Genomic DNA, 17,217 nt, shown 5'->3' with positions numbered 1-17,217 from the left:
GTCACTCCGTGCCCTTCAATTCGATCAGCAAATCCTTCGCAGCCACACGGTCTCCTTGCTTAACATGAACGGCGGCGATTTCGCAGTCGCGGTCAGCCGCGATGTGGGTTTCCATCTTCATCGCCTCCAGCGCCATCAATGTCGTGCCCGCTGCAACGCGCTGTCCCGGCTGGACCGCCACCGTCACGATCGAGCCCGGCATGGGTGCGGCGATATGCTGTGGATTGTCGGGATCGGCAACCGGACGGCTGCTGCGCACCACACTCGCATGCGTGGCGCTGCGCTGCTCGACCAACGTTGTGCGCGATTGTCCGTTCAGTTCGAACTGGACCTTGATGACGCCCTCTTCGGCATCAGGGTGCGTGCCTTGAAGCGAAACCAGCAGGGTCTTGCCCGCCGCGATGTCGATTGCCGTTTCTTCCTGCGGCTGCAGGCCGTACAGGAAGGCCGGCGTGGGCACCACTGAGGTATCGCTATAGGTGCGCACATGCGCGTGGTAATCGCTGGCCTGCTTCGGGTACATCAGGTACGAAGCCAGCTGACGGTCATCGAGCGGCTGCTCGCACGCCGCTTCGCCCGCGGCGCGCGCCGCGTCGAGGTCCACTGCCGGGATCTGGTCGCCGGGCCGGTACGGCGCGGGCGGCTCGCCGCGCAGCACCTTGCGCGACAGTGCTTCCGGGAAGCCGTCGGGCGGGAAGCCCAGTTCGCCCTTGAACAGCGACACCACCGACTCGGGGAAGGCTATCTCCTTGGTGGTGTCGCAGACATCGGCGGCGGTCGTGTCGTTGGCCACCATCATCAGGGCCATGTCCCCCACGACCTTGGAAGTCGGCGTCACCTTGACGATGTCGCCGAACATCTGGTTGACCTCGGCATAGGCGCGCGACACCTCGGTCCAGCGATGCTCGATGCCCAGCGAGCGGGCCTGCTCGCGCAGGTTGGTGTACTGCCCGCCGGGCATCTCGTGGCGGTACACGTCGGCGGTGCCGGCGCGGATCTCGGATTCGAACGGGGCGTAGTAGCGACGTACCCCTTCCCAGTACATCGATGCTTCATGCAGGCGCTCCGGGCTGAGGCCGGGATCGCGTTCGCTGCCCGCCAAGGCTGCGGCGATGCTTGACAGGTTAGGCTGCGAGGTGAGCCCGCTCATGGCATCGAGCGCGCCGTCCACGGCATCGCAGCCGGCCCCGATGGCAGCCAGTGCGGAAGCGGCCGAGATGCCGCTGGTGTCGTGCGTATGGAAATGCACAGGCAGTCCGGTTTCCTCTTTGAGTGCCTTGACCAGCGCAGCCGCCGCCTGCGGCCGGCAGATGCCGGCCATGTCCTTGATGCCCAGCACGTGCACGCCGGCGCGCTGCAGTTCGCGCGCGATACCGACGTAGTACTTCAGATCGTATTTGGCACGGGAGGGGTCGAAGAGATCGCCTGTATAGCAGATCGCGCCCTCGCACAGCGCACCGCTATCGCATACGGCGTCGATCGCTACACGCATGTTGCGCACCCAGTTCAGCGAATCGAACACGCGGAACACGTCAACGCCCGCGCTGGCGGCCTGGCGCACGAAGAAGCGCACCACGTTGTCTGCGTAGTTGGTGTAGCCGACCGCGTTCGAGCCGCGCAGCAGCATCTGGAACAGCACGTTGGGCACCCGCTCGCGCAGCTGCTCAAGACGTTGCCACGGGTCTTCCTTGAGGAAGCGCAGCGCCACGTCGAAGGTGGCGCCGCCCCAGCATTCCAGCGAGAACAACTGCGACAGCTCGCGCGCGTAGAACGGCGCGATTGGCAGCATATCCGCGGTGCGCATGCGTGTGGCGAACAGTGACTGGTGCGCGTCGCGCATGGTCGTGTCGGTCAGCAGCACCTGCTTCTGCTCCAGCATCCAGCGCGAGAACTTTTCCGCGCCGAGCTCGCGCAGCCGGTCGCGCGTGCCGTAAGGCAGCGGCTTGCTGGTATCGAAAGAGGGCAGCACCGGCCTGGGCAGTGGCAACGACGGCAGCGAGCGGCCGCTCATTTCCGGGTGGCCGTTGACGCTCACCTCACCCAGATAGCGCAGCAGCTTGGTGGCCCGATCCAGCCGCTTGGTGAAGGCCAGCAGTTCCGGGGTCAGGTCGATGAAGCGCGTGGTGACATCGCCGCGCCCGAAGGCGGGATGCTTGATGACGTTTTCAAGGAACTGCAGGTTTGACGCGACGCCGCGAATACGGAACTCGCGCAGCGCTCGGTCCATGCGACGGATCGACTCGGCAGCCGTAGGCGCCCAGGTCGTGACCTTGACCAGCAGCGAATCGTAGTATGGGGTGATCACCGCGCCGCCGTATGCGGTACCAGCGTCGAGGCGCACACCGAAGCCTGCCGCACTGCGGTAGGCAGTGAGCCGCCCATAGTCGGGCAGGAAGCCGTTTTCCGGGTCCTCGGTCGTGATCCGGCATTGCAGCGCGTGCCCGTTCAACGAAATCTCCGCTTGGGCAGGCACGCCCGCGGCGCGCACGATGATGTCGCCGTTCTCGTTGCGCGTGTTTTCGGTCATACCGATATGGCCGCCCTCGGTGACGCGGATCTGCGCCTTGACGATATCGATCCCGGTGACCATCTCCGTGACCGTATGCTCGACCTGGATGCGGGGATTGACCTCGATGAAGTAGAACTGCCCGGAGTCCGCATCCATCAGGAATTCGACCGTGCCGGCATGCGTGTACCCGACCGCGCGCATGAGCCGCAGTGCCGACTCGCACAGCGCTGCCCGGCCGGCATCGTCGAGGTACGGGGCGGGAGCCCGCTCGACGACCTTCTGGTTGCGCCGCTGCACGGTACAGTCCCGCTCGTAGAGATGCACGAGGTTGCCATGCGTGTCGCCGAGCACCTGCACCTCGACATGGCGCGCGTTGCGCACCAGCTTTTCGAGATACACCTCGTCGTTGCCAAACGCGGCAAGCGCCTCGCGCCGGGCCGCGGCAAGCGCGGTGTCGAGATCCTGCTCGCCTTCCAGAACGCGCATGCCCCGTCCACCTCCGCCCCAGCTCGCCTTGAGCATCAGCGGGTAGCCGACTCCGGCTGCAAGACGCTTGCACGTGTCCAGATCATGGGGCAGCGGATCCGTTGCCGGCATGACGGGCACACCGGCTGCGATTGCCGCATTGCGCGCAGCCACCTTGTTGCCAAGCATGCGCATGACCTGCGGCGAAGGACCGACCCATCGTATCCCGGCGTCGATGACAGCCTGTGCGAACTCGGGATTCTCAGAAAGAAAACCGTAGCCCGGATGGATAGCGTCGACCTTCGCCTGCCTGGCAATGCGCAGGATGTCGTCGATATCAAGGTAAGCGGCCAGCGGCTTCTTGCCCTCGCCAACCAGGTAGCTCTCGTCAGCCTTGAAGCGATGGAGCGCGAGGCGGTCTTCCTTCGAATAGATCGCTACCGTGCGGATATTCATCTCGGCGGCCGCGCGCATCACGCGGATCGAGATCTCGGAACGGTTGGCAACCAGCAGGGATTTGATTGGGGTGTAGTCCATAGGGGGCGCGCAAGGAAATGAACCAGCCGGGCACAACGGTACGGCGTGGTCAAGTGATCGGAGGGCAGGATATGGCTTGAGGCTTCGCCTGGCCGCTAGTCGTAGTGAGCAAACGGGGTGTGCGAGTCCATCCAGTCGTAGTGCCCGGTCGTCGCTTCCCAGGCCCAGTTTGCTCGCCATGGCGACTGCTCATTGCTATCGCAACGCTCGCCTCGCTTCTGGCCAGCGCGTGGCTTGCCGTCATCGTCGACAAGCTCGCGGCTGTCCGCGCCGGCTCCATTTCTTCCGTAGTACATCGCGGTGCTTTCCTCGTCAAGATCAAGGGCGCCTGCCCTTCCACGCAACGCGATAGCCAGGCGACGGCAAATTTGCGGACACAACCAGACGCGTGCCCGCCCGATCTTCTTGCGCAAGAAATGGACCAGTGGCAGCCAAATCGTGTATCCGATTGATTTAGCGAGAGATTGTCACGTGCCTCAGCTCAATGAATTTCATAATTGAAATTCAATATTTCATCTGTGAAACCGAGAAGCTGCTGCGGGTGATGCTGCTGCAGGTGCTCTACAGTCTTCGTTCCGAACGCCAACGGATGGGGAACAGGGGCAGTACAACTTGCTGTTCCGCCGGTTCATCGGTCTGTCGATGGACGATACGGTCTGGGTGCCCACCGTGTTCAGCAAGAACCGCGAACGGCTGATCCGGCACGACGCGGTGATCGAGTTCTTCAACGAAGTGCTGGCCATTGCGCAGAACAAGGACTGGCTGTCGAGCGAGCACTTCAGCGTGGACGGCACGCGGAACGTGTAGGAGTTATGGTTTTCGGGTCGGGGCAGTGACAGCATGGGTCTTCGGAGGCGGCCCGCGTGTTGTGCAGCGGACCGCGGCTGGTCATCGGGGACGACGATCGGCCTTTGCTCGTCGTTCAGGCAGAAGGATCCTGTTTCTCGTACAGCTTGAGGCAGGCCGAGAAGTCGAGCCGACCCATGCCCTGCTGGCTCATGGACTGGTAGAGCTGTTGAGCCAGGGCACCCATCCACAGCGGCTGGTGGGCCTGACGCGCCGCATCGGTGGCCAGGCCCAGGTCCTTCAGCATCAGGTCAGCGGCAAAACCGCCCACATAGCCCCGCGCGGCCGGGGCCGCGGGCTGCACGCCCGGATACGGGTTGTAGCTATCGGAGCTCCAGCAGCGGCCAGTCGAGGTGTTGATGATGCCGGCTAGCACGGCGGGATCGATACCCAGCGCCGCCCCAAGCGCCATGGCCTCGGAGACGCCCATCATGGAGATGCCTAGCAGGAGGTTGTTGCAAATCTTGGCGACCTGCCCGGTACCGGGCGCGCCGCAAGGCACGACGTTCCTGCCCATGGCGAGCAACACAGGGCGGATGCGCTCGAACAGCGGCTGGTCCGCGCCCACCATGAAGGTGAGCGTGCCGGCCTGGGCGCCGCCAGTGCCGCCGGATACCGGCGCGTCGGCAAACGGGCTGTCCTGGCTTGCGGCGGCTTCGGCAACTGTGCGCACGGTCGCCGGGTCGATTGTGCTGCAGTCGACCATTGGTACGCCGGGTCGTGCGCCAGCCAGCACACCGTCCTCGCCAAGGTAGACCTGCCTGACATGCGCCGCGGCCGGTAGCATCGTAATGACGAGGTCTGCCCGGGCTGCCGCCTCACGCGGCGACCCAGCCGAGGTCGCCCCCGCCAGCAAGGCGGCGGCCACGGCGTTGGCATCGAGGTCGAACACCGTCAGCGCATGTCCTGCCTTGAGCAGGTTGGCAGCCATGGGGGCGCCCATGTTGCCGAGACCGATGAATGCAATTTCCATGATGAGGTGCTCTCCTATCAGCGCAGCGCGATGGTGGTGTTCACGCCTTCGGCCGGCGTGTCATCGAACCAGCGTGCAGTGACGGTCTTGGTCTGCGTGTAGAACTGAACAACTTGCTTGCCGTACGGGCCCAGGTCGCCAAGCTTGGAGCCGCGAGAGCCAGTGAAGCTGAAGTAGGGCACGGGCACCGGAATGGGAATGTTGATACCGACCTGGCCGACGTCGATCTCGCTCTGGAACTTTCGCGCTGCGGCCCCGCTCTGCGTAAACAGGCCCACGCCGTTGCCCATCGGGTTGCGGTTGACCAGGGCAATGGCCTCGTCCAGCGTGTCGACCTCCAGCACTACTACCACCGGCCCGAATATCTCCTGCGTGTAGATCGACATGTCGGGGCTCACACCCGAAAAGATGGTGGGGCCAACGAAATTGCCGTTCTCGTAGCCGGGCACCTTCACATTGCGGCCATCGAGCAACAGCGCGGCGCCGGCCTGTACGCCCTCCTCGATCAGCCCGGTGATGCGCGCATGGGCTGCCTTCGACATTACCGGGCCAACATCAGTGCCTGGTTCATGCCCGGCGTTGACCTTGAGCAGCTTCGCCTTTGCGACCAGTTCGGGGAGCCAATCGCGCGACTGGCCCACCAGCACCACCACGGATGTGGCCATGCAGCGCTGGCCCGCGGCGCCGAAGCCTGCACCCACCAGTGCGTTCAGGGTCTGCTGACGATTCGCGTCGGGCAGCACAACGGCGTGGTTCTTGGCGCCCATCATCGACTGCACGCGCTTGCCGTGCTTGCTGCCCAGGTTGTAGACATGCGTGCCAACATGGGTCGACCCGACAAAAGAGATCGCCTTCACGTCGGGATGGGTGCACAGCATGTCCACGACGGTCTTGCCACCGTGCACCACGTTCAGCACTCCGGGCGGCACGCCGGCTTCCATGGCCAGCTCCACCAGTTCCATTGTCGAGAGCGGATCCTGTTCCGACGGCTTGAGCACGAAGGTGTTGCCGCACACGATCGCCATCGGGAACATCCACAACGGGATCATTCCGGGAAAGTTGAACGGCGTGATGCCAGCGCACACCCCGATCGGCTGGCGCAGCGTGTAGGTATCGACGCCGCCTGCCACGTTCTCGGCGAACTCGCCCATTTGCAGTGTGCCGACAGAGCAGGCATGCTCCACGACCTCCAGGCCACGAAATATGTCGCCCTGTGCATCGGGCAAGGTCTTGCCCTGCTCGGCTGTGAGCGTGCGGGCAATGCGCTCCATATTGCGGCGCACCAGGTCCTGGAACTTCAGCATGACGCGCAGGCGCGCGCCAAGCGGGGTGTTGCGCCAGGCCAGGAAGGCGCGCTGGGCCGAGGCAATGGCGGCATCGACTTCTTCCACCGTGGCAAAGGGGACGCGGCCGATGACTTGTTGCGTGGCCGGGTTGACGACGTTGCCCCACTGATTGCTATCGGATTCGACGAACTTGCCGTCGATCAGGAGTTTTGCGGTGGGCAGTTGGAGGGTGGCGTGAGGTACAGCGGAATTCATGAGTAGTCTCCGTGACTGGGAATTTGGGAATAAGGGATTGCCAGCCGGCGCATCACTGCGCCGACATCAGGCAATTGGACAACGGGATTGAAAAGGCTGGATGTCAGGCGCGAGGGCTGCGCATCAGGAGCGTGCAGAGGATGGCAAAGGTGCCGAGTCCGACCAGGTAATAGATCACATAGTGTGGATCGCCGCCGCCGGCCGCCAGCAGGGAGGTCGCGATCATCGGCGCGAAGCCGCCGCCGAGAATGCCGGCCAGCTGCACCGACAGCGAGATACCGCTGTAGCGGATCTCCGCCGGGAACTGTGTCGCGAACAACAGCGATTGCGGGGCATATAGGATCGGGAACACCACGCCCAGGCCCAGCACCATAGCCCACCACACCGCTGTCGGCTCGCGCGTGCCGAGCATGGCGAAGAAAGGGGCGGCGAACAAGCACATCAGCACCAGGCCGATGGCGAACATGCGCCGCTGGCCAATCCGGTCGCTCAGGTGTCCACACAGCGGCATCGTCACCAGAGACAGAACCGCGCCTGCCGTGATGGCATGCAGCACGTCGGCTTTGGGGAGATGCAGATGGTTCGCCGCATAGGCCAGCGAGAAGGTCACTACCATGTAGAACCAGGTATTCTCAGCAGCGCGCGCACCGATGATGGTTAGCATCGCGCGCGGATGATTGCGGATAGCTGCCAGCACGGGGGCCTTCACCGCCTTGCCCTGGGTCTTCATCTTCTGGAAGTCTGGCGACTCCGGCACCTTCAGGCGGATGAACCCGCCCAGCCCGACAAGCGCGATGCTGGCCAGGAAGGGAATGCGCCAGCCCCAGGAGAGCATGTCGGCCTCGGCCATGGCCGCCACGGAAGTCATCGCCAGCGAGGACAGGATCAGGCCAAGCCCCACGCCAGTCTGCGGCAAGCTGCCAAAAAGACCTTTACGTCCCTTGGGCGCATGCTCCACCGCCATTAGCACCGCGCCGCCCCATTCACCGCCCACCGCCATGCCTTGCAGGAACCGCATGGCCACCAGCAGCGCGGTGGACCAGTAGCCGATGCTGTCATACGAAGGGATCATCCCGATGATCATGCTGGGGACGCCCATCAGCAACAGGGTAGCCATCAGCATGGACTTGCGGCCGATTCGATCGCCGAAGTGACCGAACACGATACCGCCCAATGGCCGTCCAATGAAGCCTACCGCAAAGGTGCCGAAGGCGGCCAGCGTGCCGACGGTGGGGTCCAGCGAAGGAAAGAAAATGCGGTTAAAGACCAGCGCAGCAGCCGTGCCGTAAAGGAAGAAGTCATACCACTCGATGGTGGTACCCGCCATGCTGGCCCAGCCGGCAAGCAGATAGTGCCTGGTGGTGCGTGTCGGGGTGGTGACAGCTGCGCCGTCGTCGAGTGTGGATGGTGTTTGCATCGTGTCTCCGTTGTTCTCCTGCAGCCTGTCGGCGTGCAAGTCTCGGCGAGTATAGTTATGCAAACAATCATGATGTAGTCACAAATAAACAGGTTCGATATGTAAAAATGCACATCTGAACCAGTTGTCGATGCTGGTGCTGCGATACCACAATCCTTCTCATGCCAATTCATCCTGACCTGGTCCCGGGCAAGCTCAACTGGGACGACCTGCGTTTTTTCCTGGAGGTAGCGCGCACCCAGCGCGCCAGCGGCGCCGCCAAGCGGCTAGGCGTTGACTACACTACCGTGGCGCGCCGCATCCGCGTGCTGGAAGACGCGATGGGCACGCTGCTGTTCGACAAGTCCCGTTCCGGCGGTTTCACGCTTACCGCGGAAGGGCAGCAGCTGGTGGCCTATGCCGACGCCATGGAGAGCACCGTGCAATCCGCCTGCGACCAGGTGGCCAACACCGGGCAGGCTCTTTCGGGTCATGTCCGGATCGCCTCGACGGAAGGCTTCGGCTGCTTTTTCCTGGCGCCACAGCTGACCCGCTTCCGCGCCGCGCATCCACATGTCACGGTGGACCTGCTGCCGGTGCCGCATTTCGTCAGCCTGACCAAACGCGAGGCCGACCTGGCCATCGCCCTCGAGCGGCCCGAGCGCGGTCCCTATGTCTGCACCAAGCTGTGCGACTACCGGCTCGGGCTCTATGCCTCCCGCGAATACTTGGCAAGCCACTCGCCCATTGCCAGCAAGGCCGACCTGCCCGATCACGCCTTCATCAGCTACGTGGACGACCTGGCGTTCAGCAGCGAACTGCTCTACCTGGAGCGCACCGTGCCAGGCGCCACGGCCGGGCTTCGTACCACCAGTGTGATCGCGCAGTATTTCGCCGCGCTGCAGGGCGGCGGGCTGGCCATCCTGCCCTGCTTCATCGCCGCGCAGCAGCCGGCGCTGGTACCGGTGCTGCCCGATGAGGTAGTGGTAACCCGCTGCTTCTGGCTGTATTGCCGCGAGGACCTGCGCAAGCTGCGCCGCATCACGGTATTGTGGGAGTACCTACGCGCGGCCGCCGAGGAAAACCGCGCTCTGCTGGCGGGGGAATCGGGAGAGCTCCGGCTTGTGGGAAACACCTGATTCCCTTGCACGCCCCCCCCCGATCCACTTCCGCTGTTTCCAAGAGAATTGCTGAGGCAAGCCGGCTTCGTCAGGATGCCTCAGTAGGTCGTCCAAGCGTGCCTGAGCGCGCCGGATGGTAAGACGCGGCGGCTCGCCGCTACCGGTACCTCAATGCCATGACGGCCGAAGATTCCCTTCAGAACCGAATGCCGGAATTCCACCGAATAACCCAGGAACAGGTGGTCATGCTGAACACCCAGAGCAAAGCGGAAAACCTCGAACACGAGGTGTCGAACATCAACACTCGGGGTGATTTCCCCTATATGCGCGGCGTCCTTTAGCTGCGAAGCCAACAGGCCACGCCAGGTGGTTACCGCCTGTGCCACGCTAAGACTGACAGCGCTCTCTGCTCGCCCAGCCGATTCGCTGCCGGCGCGCAGGATGAGGCAACCACCGCGCAATACATAGTCGCCGAGCCAGACGTCCAGCATGCGTACTAGCCAGCGTAAGCCTTTTGGCGCTTGCGCGGCAGCCTTTATCGCGTCGGCCGAGAGGGCCTCAGCAAAAGCAAGGACGGTCTCTGCGGGTAGCGCGCTGCGGGATTCGAAGTGCTGGTAGATGCGGCTCTTCGACACGGCTTGCTAGTTGCCCACCGACGTCGACAATGGCGCGAGAATTTCCGAGCGGCAAACTTCCAGAATCTCGTCGGCCAGCGGGGAGTCATCCGGACAGGCTCGCGACAGCACGATTGCGCCGACCGAATGGGCAAGCATGTCGATCATCTTTGCGCGCGCCTCGCGCTGATCCAGCGTACCCAACGTCACGCCATCGCGTTCAAGGGTAGTCAGCAGGCTTTCGATTCCAGCCGCAAACGTGGCCTTGATGGCTTCTGGTTGACGCGCCGCATCGCCGCAAAGGGCCGCTATCGTGCAGCCGCTGCCACGGGCGTCGCGGTGCTCCCGGGAAACGTAGCGATGGATGAACTCCGGGATGTCCACTCCCCCGGTCCGCGCCTCGGTTTGTGAGATCCCGCAGGCGGCCGCCTCGGCCATCAGGTCGGCTTTGGAGCGGAAGTGCTTGTAGAACCCGCCATGGGTGAAGCCGGCGGCCGCCATGAGCTCTGCCACACCCACGCCGTCATAGCCGCGCTCACGGAATAACGTGGACGCTGTCTCAACAATGCGCGCCCGGTTCTCCTGTGCCTGTGCTTTGGTGACTTTCATGCCCGTGAGCCTCTTTCTGTAAGCCAAGAAATAAAGCTTCAATATACATTGATGTTGACCATCATCAAAGCTATTGACATTTTAGATTACGGTCATCATCATAGTAGCTCGTCTTTTTCCAAGGACTTAGGCAATGAGCGACACTCACCTGACTGCACCCACCCGCTTCATCGAAGTGCACGGCGACCGCTTCGCCTACCGCCGCTGGGGCAAGCCCTCCGGCGTCCCACTGTTCTTCGTGCAGCATTTCCGAGGCGGCCTGGACCACTGGGATCCTCTGCTGACCGATGGCTTGGCCGAGGGCCGCGAGGTCATCCTGTTCAATGGTCGTGGCGTTGCCTCGTCCACCGGTACGCCTCGCAACCGGATCGAGGACATGGCCGACGACATCGCCATGGTGATCCGGGCGCTGGGCCTGTCGCAGGTCGATCTGCTCGGCTTCTCGATAGGCGGAATGCAGGTGCAGGAGGTCGCGCTGCGCCACCCCGGGCTGGTGCGCAAGCTGCTACTGCTCGGCACCGGCCTGCGAGGTGGTGATCCGACGATGGAACCGAAGGTGCTGCAGGTCGCGCCGAATCCAGTGCCGACCGCGGAAGACTTCCTCTACCTGTTCTTCGGCCGCTCGGAGGCCGCCAAGCAAGCGGGCTTGGCGTTCTGGGAGCGGCGCCACCAGCGCGTCGACCAGGACCCGCCCAGCTCGGCCGAGGTGGCCAAGGCCCAGGCCGAGGCGCACGTGGCGTACTTCGCGCCGCTGCCGGGTGAGAACCCCTATGCCTACCTGAACGCGATCCAGCAGTCGACTCTAGTGCTCAACGGCGTCAACGACATCATGATCGCCTCGATCAATTCCTGGTACCTGGCCCAGAACATCCCCAACGCCCAGTTGCTGATCTACCCCGATGCCGGGCATGGCGCGCAGTACCAGTATCCCGAGCGCTTCCTGAAGCACGCGATCCAGTTCCTGGAGGAGTAGTACTTGGCGCGCAGTCGCCGTCACTGCGAGGCGTTGGTCTGAATTGAGCGGTCCCGCAGGGCTCGACACAAGCCCCATTCGGATGATCGACCGTGCGACGACGCGCACTCGCAACAACGACCATCAATCAACTGAAAAGGAAAAAGACATGACCGACAAGACTTTGTTCAAGCCCTACACGCTTGGCTCCCTGACCCTATCCAACCGGGTCGTGCTAGCGCCGCTGACGCGCAACCGCGCCGGCGCCGGCTTCGTTCCCGGCGAACTCGCCGCCACTTACTACAGCCAGCGCGCGTCGGCCGGCCTGCTGATCTCCGAGGCCACGCAGATCTCGCAGCAGGGACAGGGCTACCAAGACACGCCCGGCATCTACACGCAGGCGCAGATCGACGGTTGGCGTCAGGTCACCGACGCTGTTCATGCGAAGGGCGGGCGGATCTTCCTGCAGTTGTGGCACGTCGGGCGCGTCTCGCACGTCGACCTGCAGGAGAACGGTGCCGCTCCGGTGGCGCCCTCGGCCATCCAGGCCGGGACCAAGACCTTCGTCAACAACGGCTTCACCGACGTCTCCGCGCCGCGCGCGCTCGAACTGGACGAACTGCCGGGGATTGTGAACGACTTCCGCCAGGCCGCGGCCAACGCCGTCGCCGCCGGCTTCGACGGCGTCGAGATCCATGGCGCCAACGGCTATCTGCTGGACCAGTTCCTCAGGGATGCCGCCAATGTCCGCACCGACGCCTATGGCGGCTCGGTCGAGAATCGTGCACGGCTCGTGCTGGAGGTGGCCCGTGCCGTGGTCAACGAGATCGGCGCCGAGCGCACCGGCATCCGCATCTCGCCGGTGTCGCCGGCCAATGGCGTTTCCAGCAGCGATCCACAGGCGCAGTTCGACTACCTGGTCGAGCAGCTCGACGCCCTGGGCCTGGTCTACCTGCACGTCGTCGAAGGCGCCACTGGCGGCCCGCGCGACGTGGCCCCGTTCGACTATGACGCGCTGCGCAAGCGTTTCAAGAACACCTACATCGCCAACAACGGCTACGACCTGGCCCTGGCCGCCGCCCGCCTCAACGAGGGCAAAGCGGACCTGTTCGCCTTCGGCCGCCCGTTCATCGCCAACCCCGACCTGGTGGAACGGCTGAAGACCGGCGCACCGCTGGCGGACTTCAATCCGGCCACGCTCTACGGCGGCGGGGCGGAGGGCTATACCGACCACCCGACGCTGGCCGAGGCCAGCGCCCAGTAAGTTCTCCGGGGCCGCACCGCAATGCGGCACCGGCCAACATGCCGCGCCATCGCGGCCTGTTCACGTTTCGCCACAGAACAAGCACATGACAACCCGTTCGACTGTCCTCATTACCGGTGCATCCACCGGCATCGGTGCCACCTACGCCGAGCGCTTCGCGCGCCGCGGCCAGGATCTCGTGCTGGTGGCGCGCGACAAGGTGCGGCTGGATACCCTCGCGGCCCGCCTGCGTGAGGAAACCGGCGTCGCCGTTGATGTCCTCCAGGCCGACCTCACCCGCCCCGACGACCTGACCGCGGTCGAGAAGCGCCTGCGTGACGACGCCAGGATTGGCATCCTCATCAACAATGCCGGGGTCGCCCAGTCCGGCGGCTTCATCGAGCAGACCGCCGACAGCATTGACCGGCTGGTCACGCTCAACACGACTGCGCTGGCCCGGCTGGCGGCCGCCATCGCCCCGCGCCTGGCACAGGTTGGCGAAGGCGCCATCGTCAACATCGGCTCGGTCGTCGGCCTGGCGCCGGAGTTCGGCATGTCGGTCTATGGGGCGACCAAGGCCTTCGTGCTGTACCTCTCACAGGGGCTGAGCCTGGAGCTGACACCCAAGGGCGTCTACATCCAGGCCGTGCTACCGGCGGCCACCCGCACGGAGATCTGGGAGCGCGCGGGCATCGACCTCAATACCCTGTCCGGAGTGATGGAAGTGGACGAGCTGGTCGATGCCGCGCTGGTCGGCTTCGATCGCCGTGAACTCGTGACCATCCCGCCCCTGCATAACGCCTCACGCTGGGACGCCCTGGATGCCGCGCGGCAAGGCCTGCTTCCGGACATCAGGCAGGCGCACGCCGCAGAGCGGTATCGCACGGCCTCGTAAAGCGCCCTCCAGAAACCTACGGCGCACAATGGTCGAATGAACGCGTGGGCGCCCCATCGTATTTGACGGCGGGCCTTCTCCCTCACATCCCCAGATTTCCGGTTCCATACGGCGACGCGGAGTCAACAATGACCCATTCCGACAAACACGTTCGATCGGGCACGACCTACGCCAACGCCGCGAACCTATTGATCGACGTCGGGGGCACCGCCTTTGCCTACCGCGACCTGGGGCCTCGCAGTGGAGTGCCACTGATTCTCCTCAATCATTGGGGCGCGGTGCTGGACAATTTCGATCCGCGGATCGTCGATGGCCTTGCTGGCAGGCATCGCGTCATTGCCACCGACTACCGGGGAATCGGCGCGTCGGGCGGAACGGCGCCCGTGACCATCGATGAAATGGCACGCGATGCCATCGCCCTGATCCACGCACTGGGTTTCGAGACGGTGGATCTGCTCGGCTTTTCCCTCGGCGGATTCGTGGCGCAGGACATGGTGCTGAAAGCGCCCGGCTTGGTGCGCAAGCTCCTTCTGACCGGTACGGGCCCGGCGGGTGGCCAAGGCATCGACAAGGTCGGCGCGGTCTCCTGGCCATTGATCATCAAGGGCCTGCTGACGCGGAGGGATCCCAAGTACTACCTGTTCTTCACGTCCACGGCGAATGGTCGCCAAGCCGCGAAGGCCTTCCTGGATCGACTGAAGGAACGCAAGCGAAACCGGGACAAAGACCCGACACCGGTCGCCTTCCTGCGGCAGTTGAAGGCGATCAAGGCCTGGGGCCGGCAAGCACCGCAGGATCTCGGCAACATCCGGATCCCGGTCCTGATCGCTAACGGCGACAACGACATCATGGTGCCCACCGTGAACAGTACCGACATGGCGCGCCGCATTCCGGACGCACAACTGGTCATTTACGAAGACGCCGGGCATGGTGGAATTTTCCAGAATCAGGCCGACTTCGTATCAAAGGCCCTTTCCTTCTTGAATGAATGACCGATTCATGCTGGCCGCCGCCGGGGCATGCCTGCGCGATGACGCCAGTATCGGCATCCACACTAACTGATTGGAGACAATGACATGAATCAGCCAACCGCAATCGTGTTCGGCGTGGGATCGGTCCGCGGCGTCGGCGGCGCCGTGTGCAGGCGCTTCGCGCGCGAGGGCTATCACGTCATCGCGACCGGACGCACACTGTCCAAAATTGAGGAGGTGGTTGCGCAGATTACCGCGTCTGGAATCGGCAGTGCCGAAGCGATTCGGACCGACGTGACCGATGAAGCGCAGGTGATCGCCGCTTTCGACCGGGCGATGAACCCAGGGCCGGGCCGCGAGCCTGCCGATGTCATCGTGTCCAACGCTGGCAACAACGCCCTGATCGATTTCACGAAACTAACCGCGGCACAGTTCGAAGACTTCTGGCGCGTTGGCTGCTATTCGGGCTTCCTCGTCGGTCGTGAGGCCGCACGGCGACTGGTCCCGCTGGGCCGTGGCACAGTCATCTTCACTGGCGCCTCAGGCAGTCTGCGCGGCAAGCCCGGCTTTGCGCACTTCGCCGCCGCCAAGGCGGGACTTCGAATGATCGCGCAAAGCATGGCCCGCGAATACGGGCCCAGGGGAATTCACGTCGCGCATATCGTCATTGATGGCGGCATCCTGGGAGATCGGCTTCAGGGCGCCTATCCACAAATGATCGAGCACCTCGGTCCGGAAGGACTCCTTGAGTATGATGCCATTGCCGAAAACTACTGGATGTTGCACCGCCAGCCCAAATCGGCGTGGACGCAGGAACTCGACCTGAGACCGTTCAAGGAAAACTGGTAACCACACCGAATCAAGCCGCCGCCGGCTCAGGAATCGATGCCCATTGACAGCATGGGTTTTGCGATCCGGCTCAACTTGCAATTCTGGTGGCTTTAAAACGTTCCCCCCTCCGCCCTGTCAACGACGAGGGATCAGCGTTTCGTCCTGCCAACAGGATGCCCCTGGAGGTAGCGCGACCGGTGCGAGGCTCGGAGCTCGGAGCTCGAGTAGGGCTTTGATCAACGCCGCCATCTCTGGTCCCTATTGCTCTACCGGCGCACCTTGCGGCCGAAAGCGCCGTACCTGTATCGCCCTGCCAGCCTGCTCAATGCCCGTGGCCAACCTGATCGGCATGCGCTGGTTCAGCCAGCAGCCGGTGGGCGCCCCCAGTCCAGGCTGGCCCTCACGTTCGCCTACGACGCGCACGGTGGCGTGCGCCCGGCTCGGGGCCGATGTGGTTCGCCATAACCTCATCGTAGTGGACTTTCACCACCTGCTCCTTGCCGGTGTCCCCGCGCCCTCAGAACTGATGGCGAACGCCCAGGGCAACACCCACCATTGAGGTCTGGCCATTGCCCAGCGCATAGCTGTTGCCCACGGAGAGGCTGGTGGCGAAAGTCGTCGCCACTGATTCCATCATCAGACCGGCGTGCTTCGCGTATGCCGTGCTCAGATAGACATCGGTACGCTTGGAGAACGAGTAGGTCGAAATGAAGGCGATCTGCCACGGGTTGGCCACGTTCGCATTGCCGAACAGGCTCTTGAGGTTGTCGTAGCTGTACTCGAGCGTCAGGCCAACCGCTGGCGTCACTCGATAGGTGCCGCCGATCCAGTAGTAGTCATCACGCTGGATCAGGACGTCGGTCGCATTCTTGGTCTGACCCCAGCGATAGCCGCCCATCACCTTCGCCGGCCCATAGGTGTAGCTTGCGGCGATCACAGCCTTCTTGGCGGTGCCGCTGCCGGTGCCGATGGTCGGATTCCACTGATCGTAGCCAGCAGTCAAGCCGAGCGGGCCCGCTCCATAGACCAGCGCGGCGCCATACGCGGTGTCACGCCGGAACTGGCCCGGGACTTCGCCGTTGCCGCCGATTGGCACCGCCACACCCGCCGCGGCCGGCAGTGCCACCCCGGCACCGAACGACCAGTGAGCGAGCGCTGTAACAGGACCGAGCTTGCCCGTGTACTTGACGGTATTGTCCTCGCGGTAGTTGGCGCCCTGCTGCAACACAGTGGGCTCATACTGGGTCGAGTAGACTCCTGGCACGAAGTTGGCGAGTGCGTCAAACACCGAGGTGTACTGGCGGCCAAGGGTGATCTGACCGAAGCGCGCATCTTGCACGCCCACAAATGCCTGCCGCCCGAACAATCGGCCGCCTTGTTGCAGGGTGCCGGTATCAAGACCGAAGCCGCTCTCCAGCACGAAAAGCGCTCGAAGTCCCTGGCCAAGGTCCTCCGTACCGCGTAGGCCCCAGCGCGAACCTGACAAACCACCGGAATCCATGCGGACAACGTTGTTCCCGGAACCGGAATTAAAGCCGTTGCTTGCCGTGGGCAATGCGGCAACGTGATTGGCGTACTCGACGTTGACGTCCGCGACGCCATAGAGCGTGACGGACAACTGCGCGAATGCAGCCGGCGGACAAGCCAGCAGTGCTGCAAAGGCGATTTTCCTGAGGGTCATTGGTGTCTCTCTCCGTTTCTCTTCTTGTTACTA

General features: G+C 63.7%; 14 protein-coding genes and 1 pseudogene. 7 read left to right on the top strand and 8 right to left on the bottom strand.

The genetic code is table 11. The features are described from left to right. Nucleotide 1: 1 nt before the first annotated feature. Nucleotides 2-3,511, bottom strand: a complete 3,510-nt coding sequence (locus RR42_RS25655) for a pyruvate carboxylase (protein WP_043354126.1) — start codon at nucleotides 3,509-3,511, stop codon at nucleotides 2-4. A 95-nt stretch (nucleotides 3,512-3,606) separates the two neighbouring features. Continuing rightward, complete coding sequence (locus tag RR42_RS25650) at nucleotides 3,607-3,807, bottom strand: hypothetical protein (protein WP_043354123.1); 201 nt, start codon at nucleotides 3,805-3,807, stop codon at nucleotides 3,607-3,609. A 230-nt stretch (nucleotides 3,808-4,037) separates the two neighbouring features. On the opposite strand from RR42_RS25650, the pseudogene RR42_RS38865 reads away from it, so the two are divergent. Beyond that, nucleotides 4,038-4,306: pseudogene (locus tag RR42_RS38865) on the top strand (transposase); the annotation flags it as partial. Nucleotides 4,307-4,433: 127 nt separating this feature from the next. Here the strand turns inward: RR42_RS38865 and mmsB are convergent. From mmsB to RR42_RS25630, 3 genes are all read right to left on the bottom strand, one after another. Beyond that, entirely contained in the window at nucleotides 4,434-5,330 is an 897-nt protein-coding gene (gene mmsB, locus RR42_RS25640; RefSeq protein WP_043354119.1) for a 3-hydroxyisobutyrate dehydrogenase, read from the bottom strand. Between the two features lie 17 nt (nucleotides 5,331-5,347). Beyond that, nucleotides 5,348-6,871: a CoA-acylating methylmalonate-semialdehyde dehydrogenase gene (locus RR42_RS25635; RefSeq protein ID WP_043354118.1), complete on the bottom strand. Its 1,524-nt coding sequence runs from the start codon at nucleotides 6,869-6,871 to the stop codon at nucleotides 5,348-5,350. Between the two features lie 103 nt (nucleotides 6,872-6,974). Then, on the bottom strand, nucleotides 6,975-8,288 hold the full coding sequence (locus RR42_RS25630; protein WP_043353638.1) for an MFS transporter: 1,314 nt from the start codon (nucleotides 8,286-8,288) through the stop codon (nucleotides 6,975-6,977). A 161-nt stretch (nucleotides 8,289-8,449) separates the two neighbouring features. Between RR42_RS25630 and RR42_RS25625 the strand changes: the two genes are divergently transcribed. After that, complete coding sequence (locus tag RR42_RS25625) at nucleotides 8,450-9,406, top strand: LysR family transcriptional regulator (RefSeq protein ID WP_043354117.1); 957 nt, start codon at nucleotides 8,450-8,452, stop codon at nucleotides 9,404-9,406. Between the two features lie 80 nt (nucleotides 9,407-9,486). Here RR42_RS25625 and RR42_RS25620 read toward each other — a convergent pair whose 3' ends face one another. Continuing rightward, nucleotides 9,487-10,023: a TetR family transcriptional regulator C-terminal domain-containing protein gene (locus tag RR42_RS25620; protein ID WP_043354116.1), complete on the bottom strand. Its 537-nt coding sequence runs from the start codon at nucleotides 10,021-10,023 to the stop codon at nucleotides 9,487-9,489. A 6-nt stretch (nucleotides 10,024-10,029) separates the two neighbouring features. Next, on the bottom strand, nucleotides 10,030-10,611 hold the full coding sequence (locus RR42_RS25615) for a TetR/AcrR family transcriptional regulator (RefSeq protein ID WP_043357917.1): 582 nt from the start codon (nucleotides 10,609-10,611) through the stop codon (nucleotides 10,030-10,032). A 133-nt stretch (nucleotides 10,612-10,744) separates the two neighbouring features. Here RR42_RS25615 and RR42_RS25610 point away from each other — a divergent pair, with 133 nt between their 5' ends. The 5 genes from RR42_RS25610 (at nucleotide 10,745) to RR42_RS25590 (ending at nucleotide 15,521) form a co-directional block, all read left to right on the top strand. After that, the gene (locus RR42_RS25610) at nucleotides 10,745-11,584 is read left to right on the top strand and encodes an alpha/beta fold hydrolase (protein WP_043354114.1); all 840 of its coding nucleotides are present in this window, start codon (nucleotides 10,745-10,747) and stop codon (nucleotides 11,582-11,584) included. 148 nt (nucleotides 11,585-11,732) lie between these two features. Continuing rightward, complete coding sequence (locus RR42_RS25605; RefSeq protein WP_043354112.1) at nucleotides 11,733-12,827, top strand: alkene reductase; 1,095 nt, start codon at nucleotides 11,733-11,735, stop codon at nucleotides 12,825-12,827. Nucleotides 12,828-12,912: 85 nt separating this feature from the next. Next, nucleotides 12,913-13,701, top strand: a complete 789-nt coding sequence (locus RR42_RS25600) for an SDR family NAD(P)-dependent oxidoreductase (RefSeq protein WP_043354109.1) — start codon at nucleotides 12,913-12,915, stop codon at nucleotides 13,699-13,701. A 128-nt stretch (nucleotides 13,702-13,829) separates the two neighbouring features. Further along, entirely contained in the window at nucleotides 13,830-14,693 is an 864-nt protein-coding gene (locus RR42_RS25595) for an alpha/beta fold hydrolase (protein ID WP_043354108.1), read from the top strand. 84 nt (nucleotides 14,694-14,777) lie between these two features. After that, entirely contained in the window at nucleotides 14,778-15,521 is a 744-nt protein-coding gene (locus RR42_RS25590; protein WP_043354106.1) for an SDR family NAD(P)-dependent oxidoreductase, read from the top strand. A gap of 499 nt (nucleotides 15,522-16,020) precedes the next feature. On the opposite strand, the gene RR42_RS25585 is transcribed toward RR42_RS25590, so the two are convergent. Then, complete coding sequence (locus RR42_RS25585) at nucleotides 16,021-17,184, bottom strand: porin (RefSeq protein WP_043354104.1); 1,164 nt, start codon at nucleotides 17,182-17,184, stop codon at nucleotides 16,021-16,023. Nucleotides 17,185-17,217 lie beyond the last annotated feature (33 nt).

The organism is Cupriavidus basilensis (genome assembly GCF_000832305.1).
Taxonomy (GTDB): Bacteria; Pseudomonadota; Gammaproteobacteria; order Burkholderiales; family Burkholderiaceae; genus Cupriavidus; species Cupriavidus basilensis_F.
The sequence above is the reverse complement of the archived record's forward strand: the minus strand, read 5'-3'. Positions and strand labels throughout refer to the sequence as shown.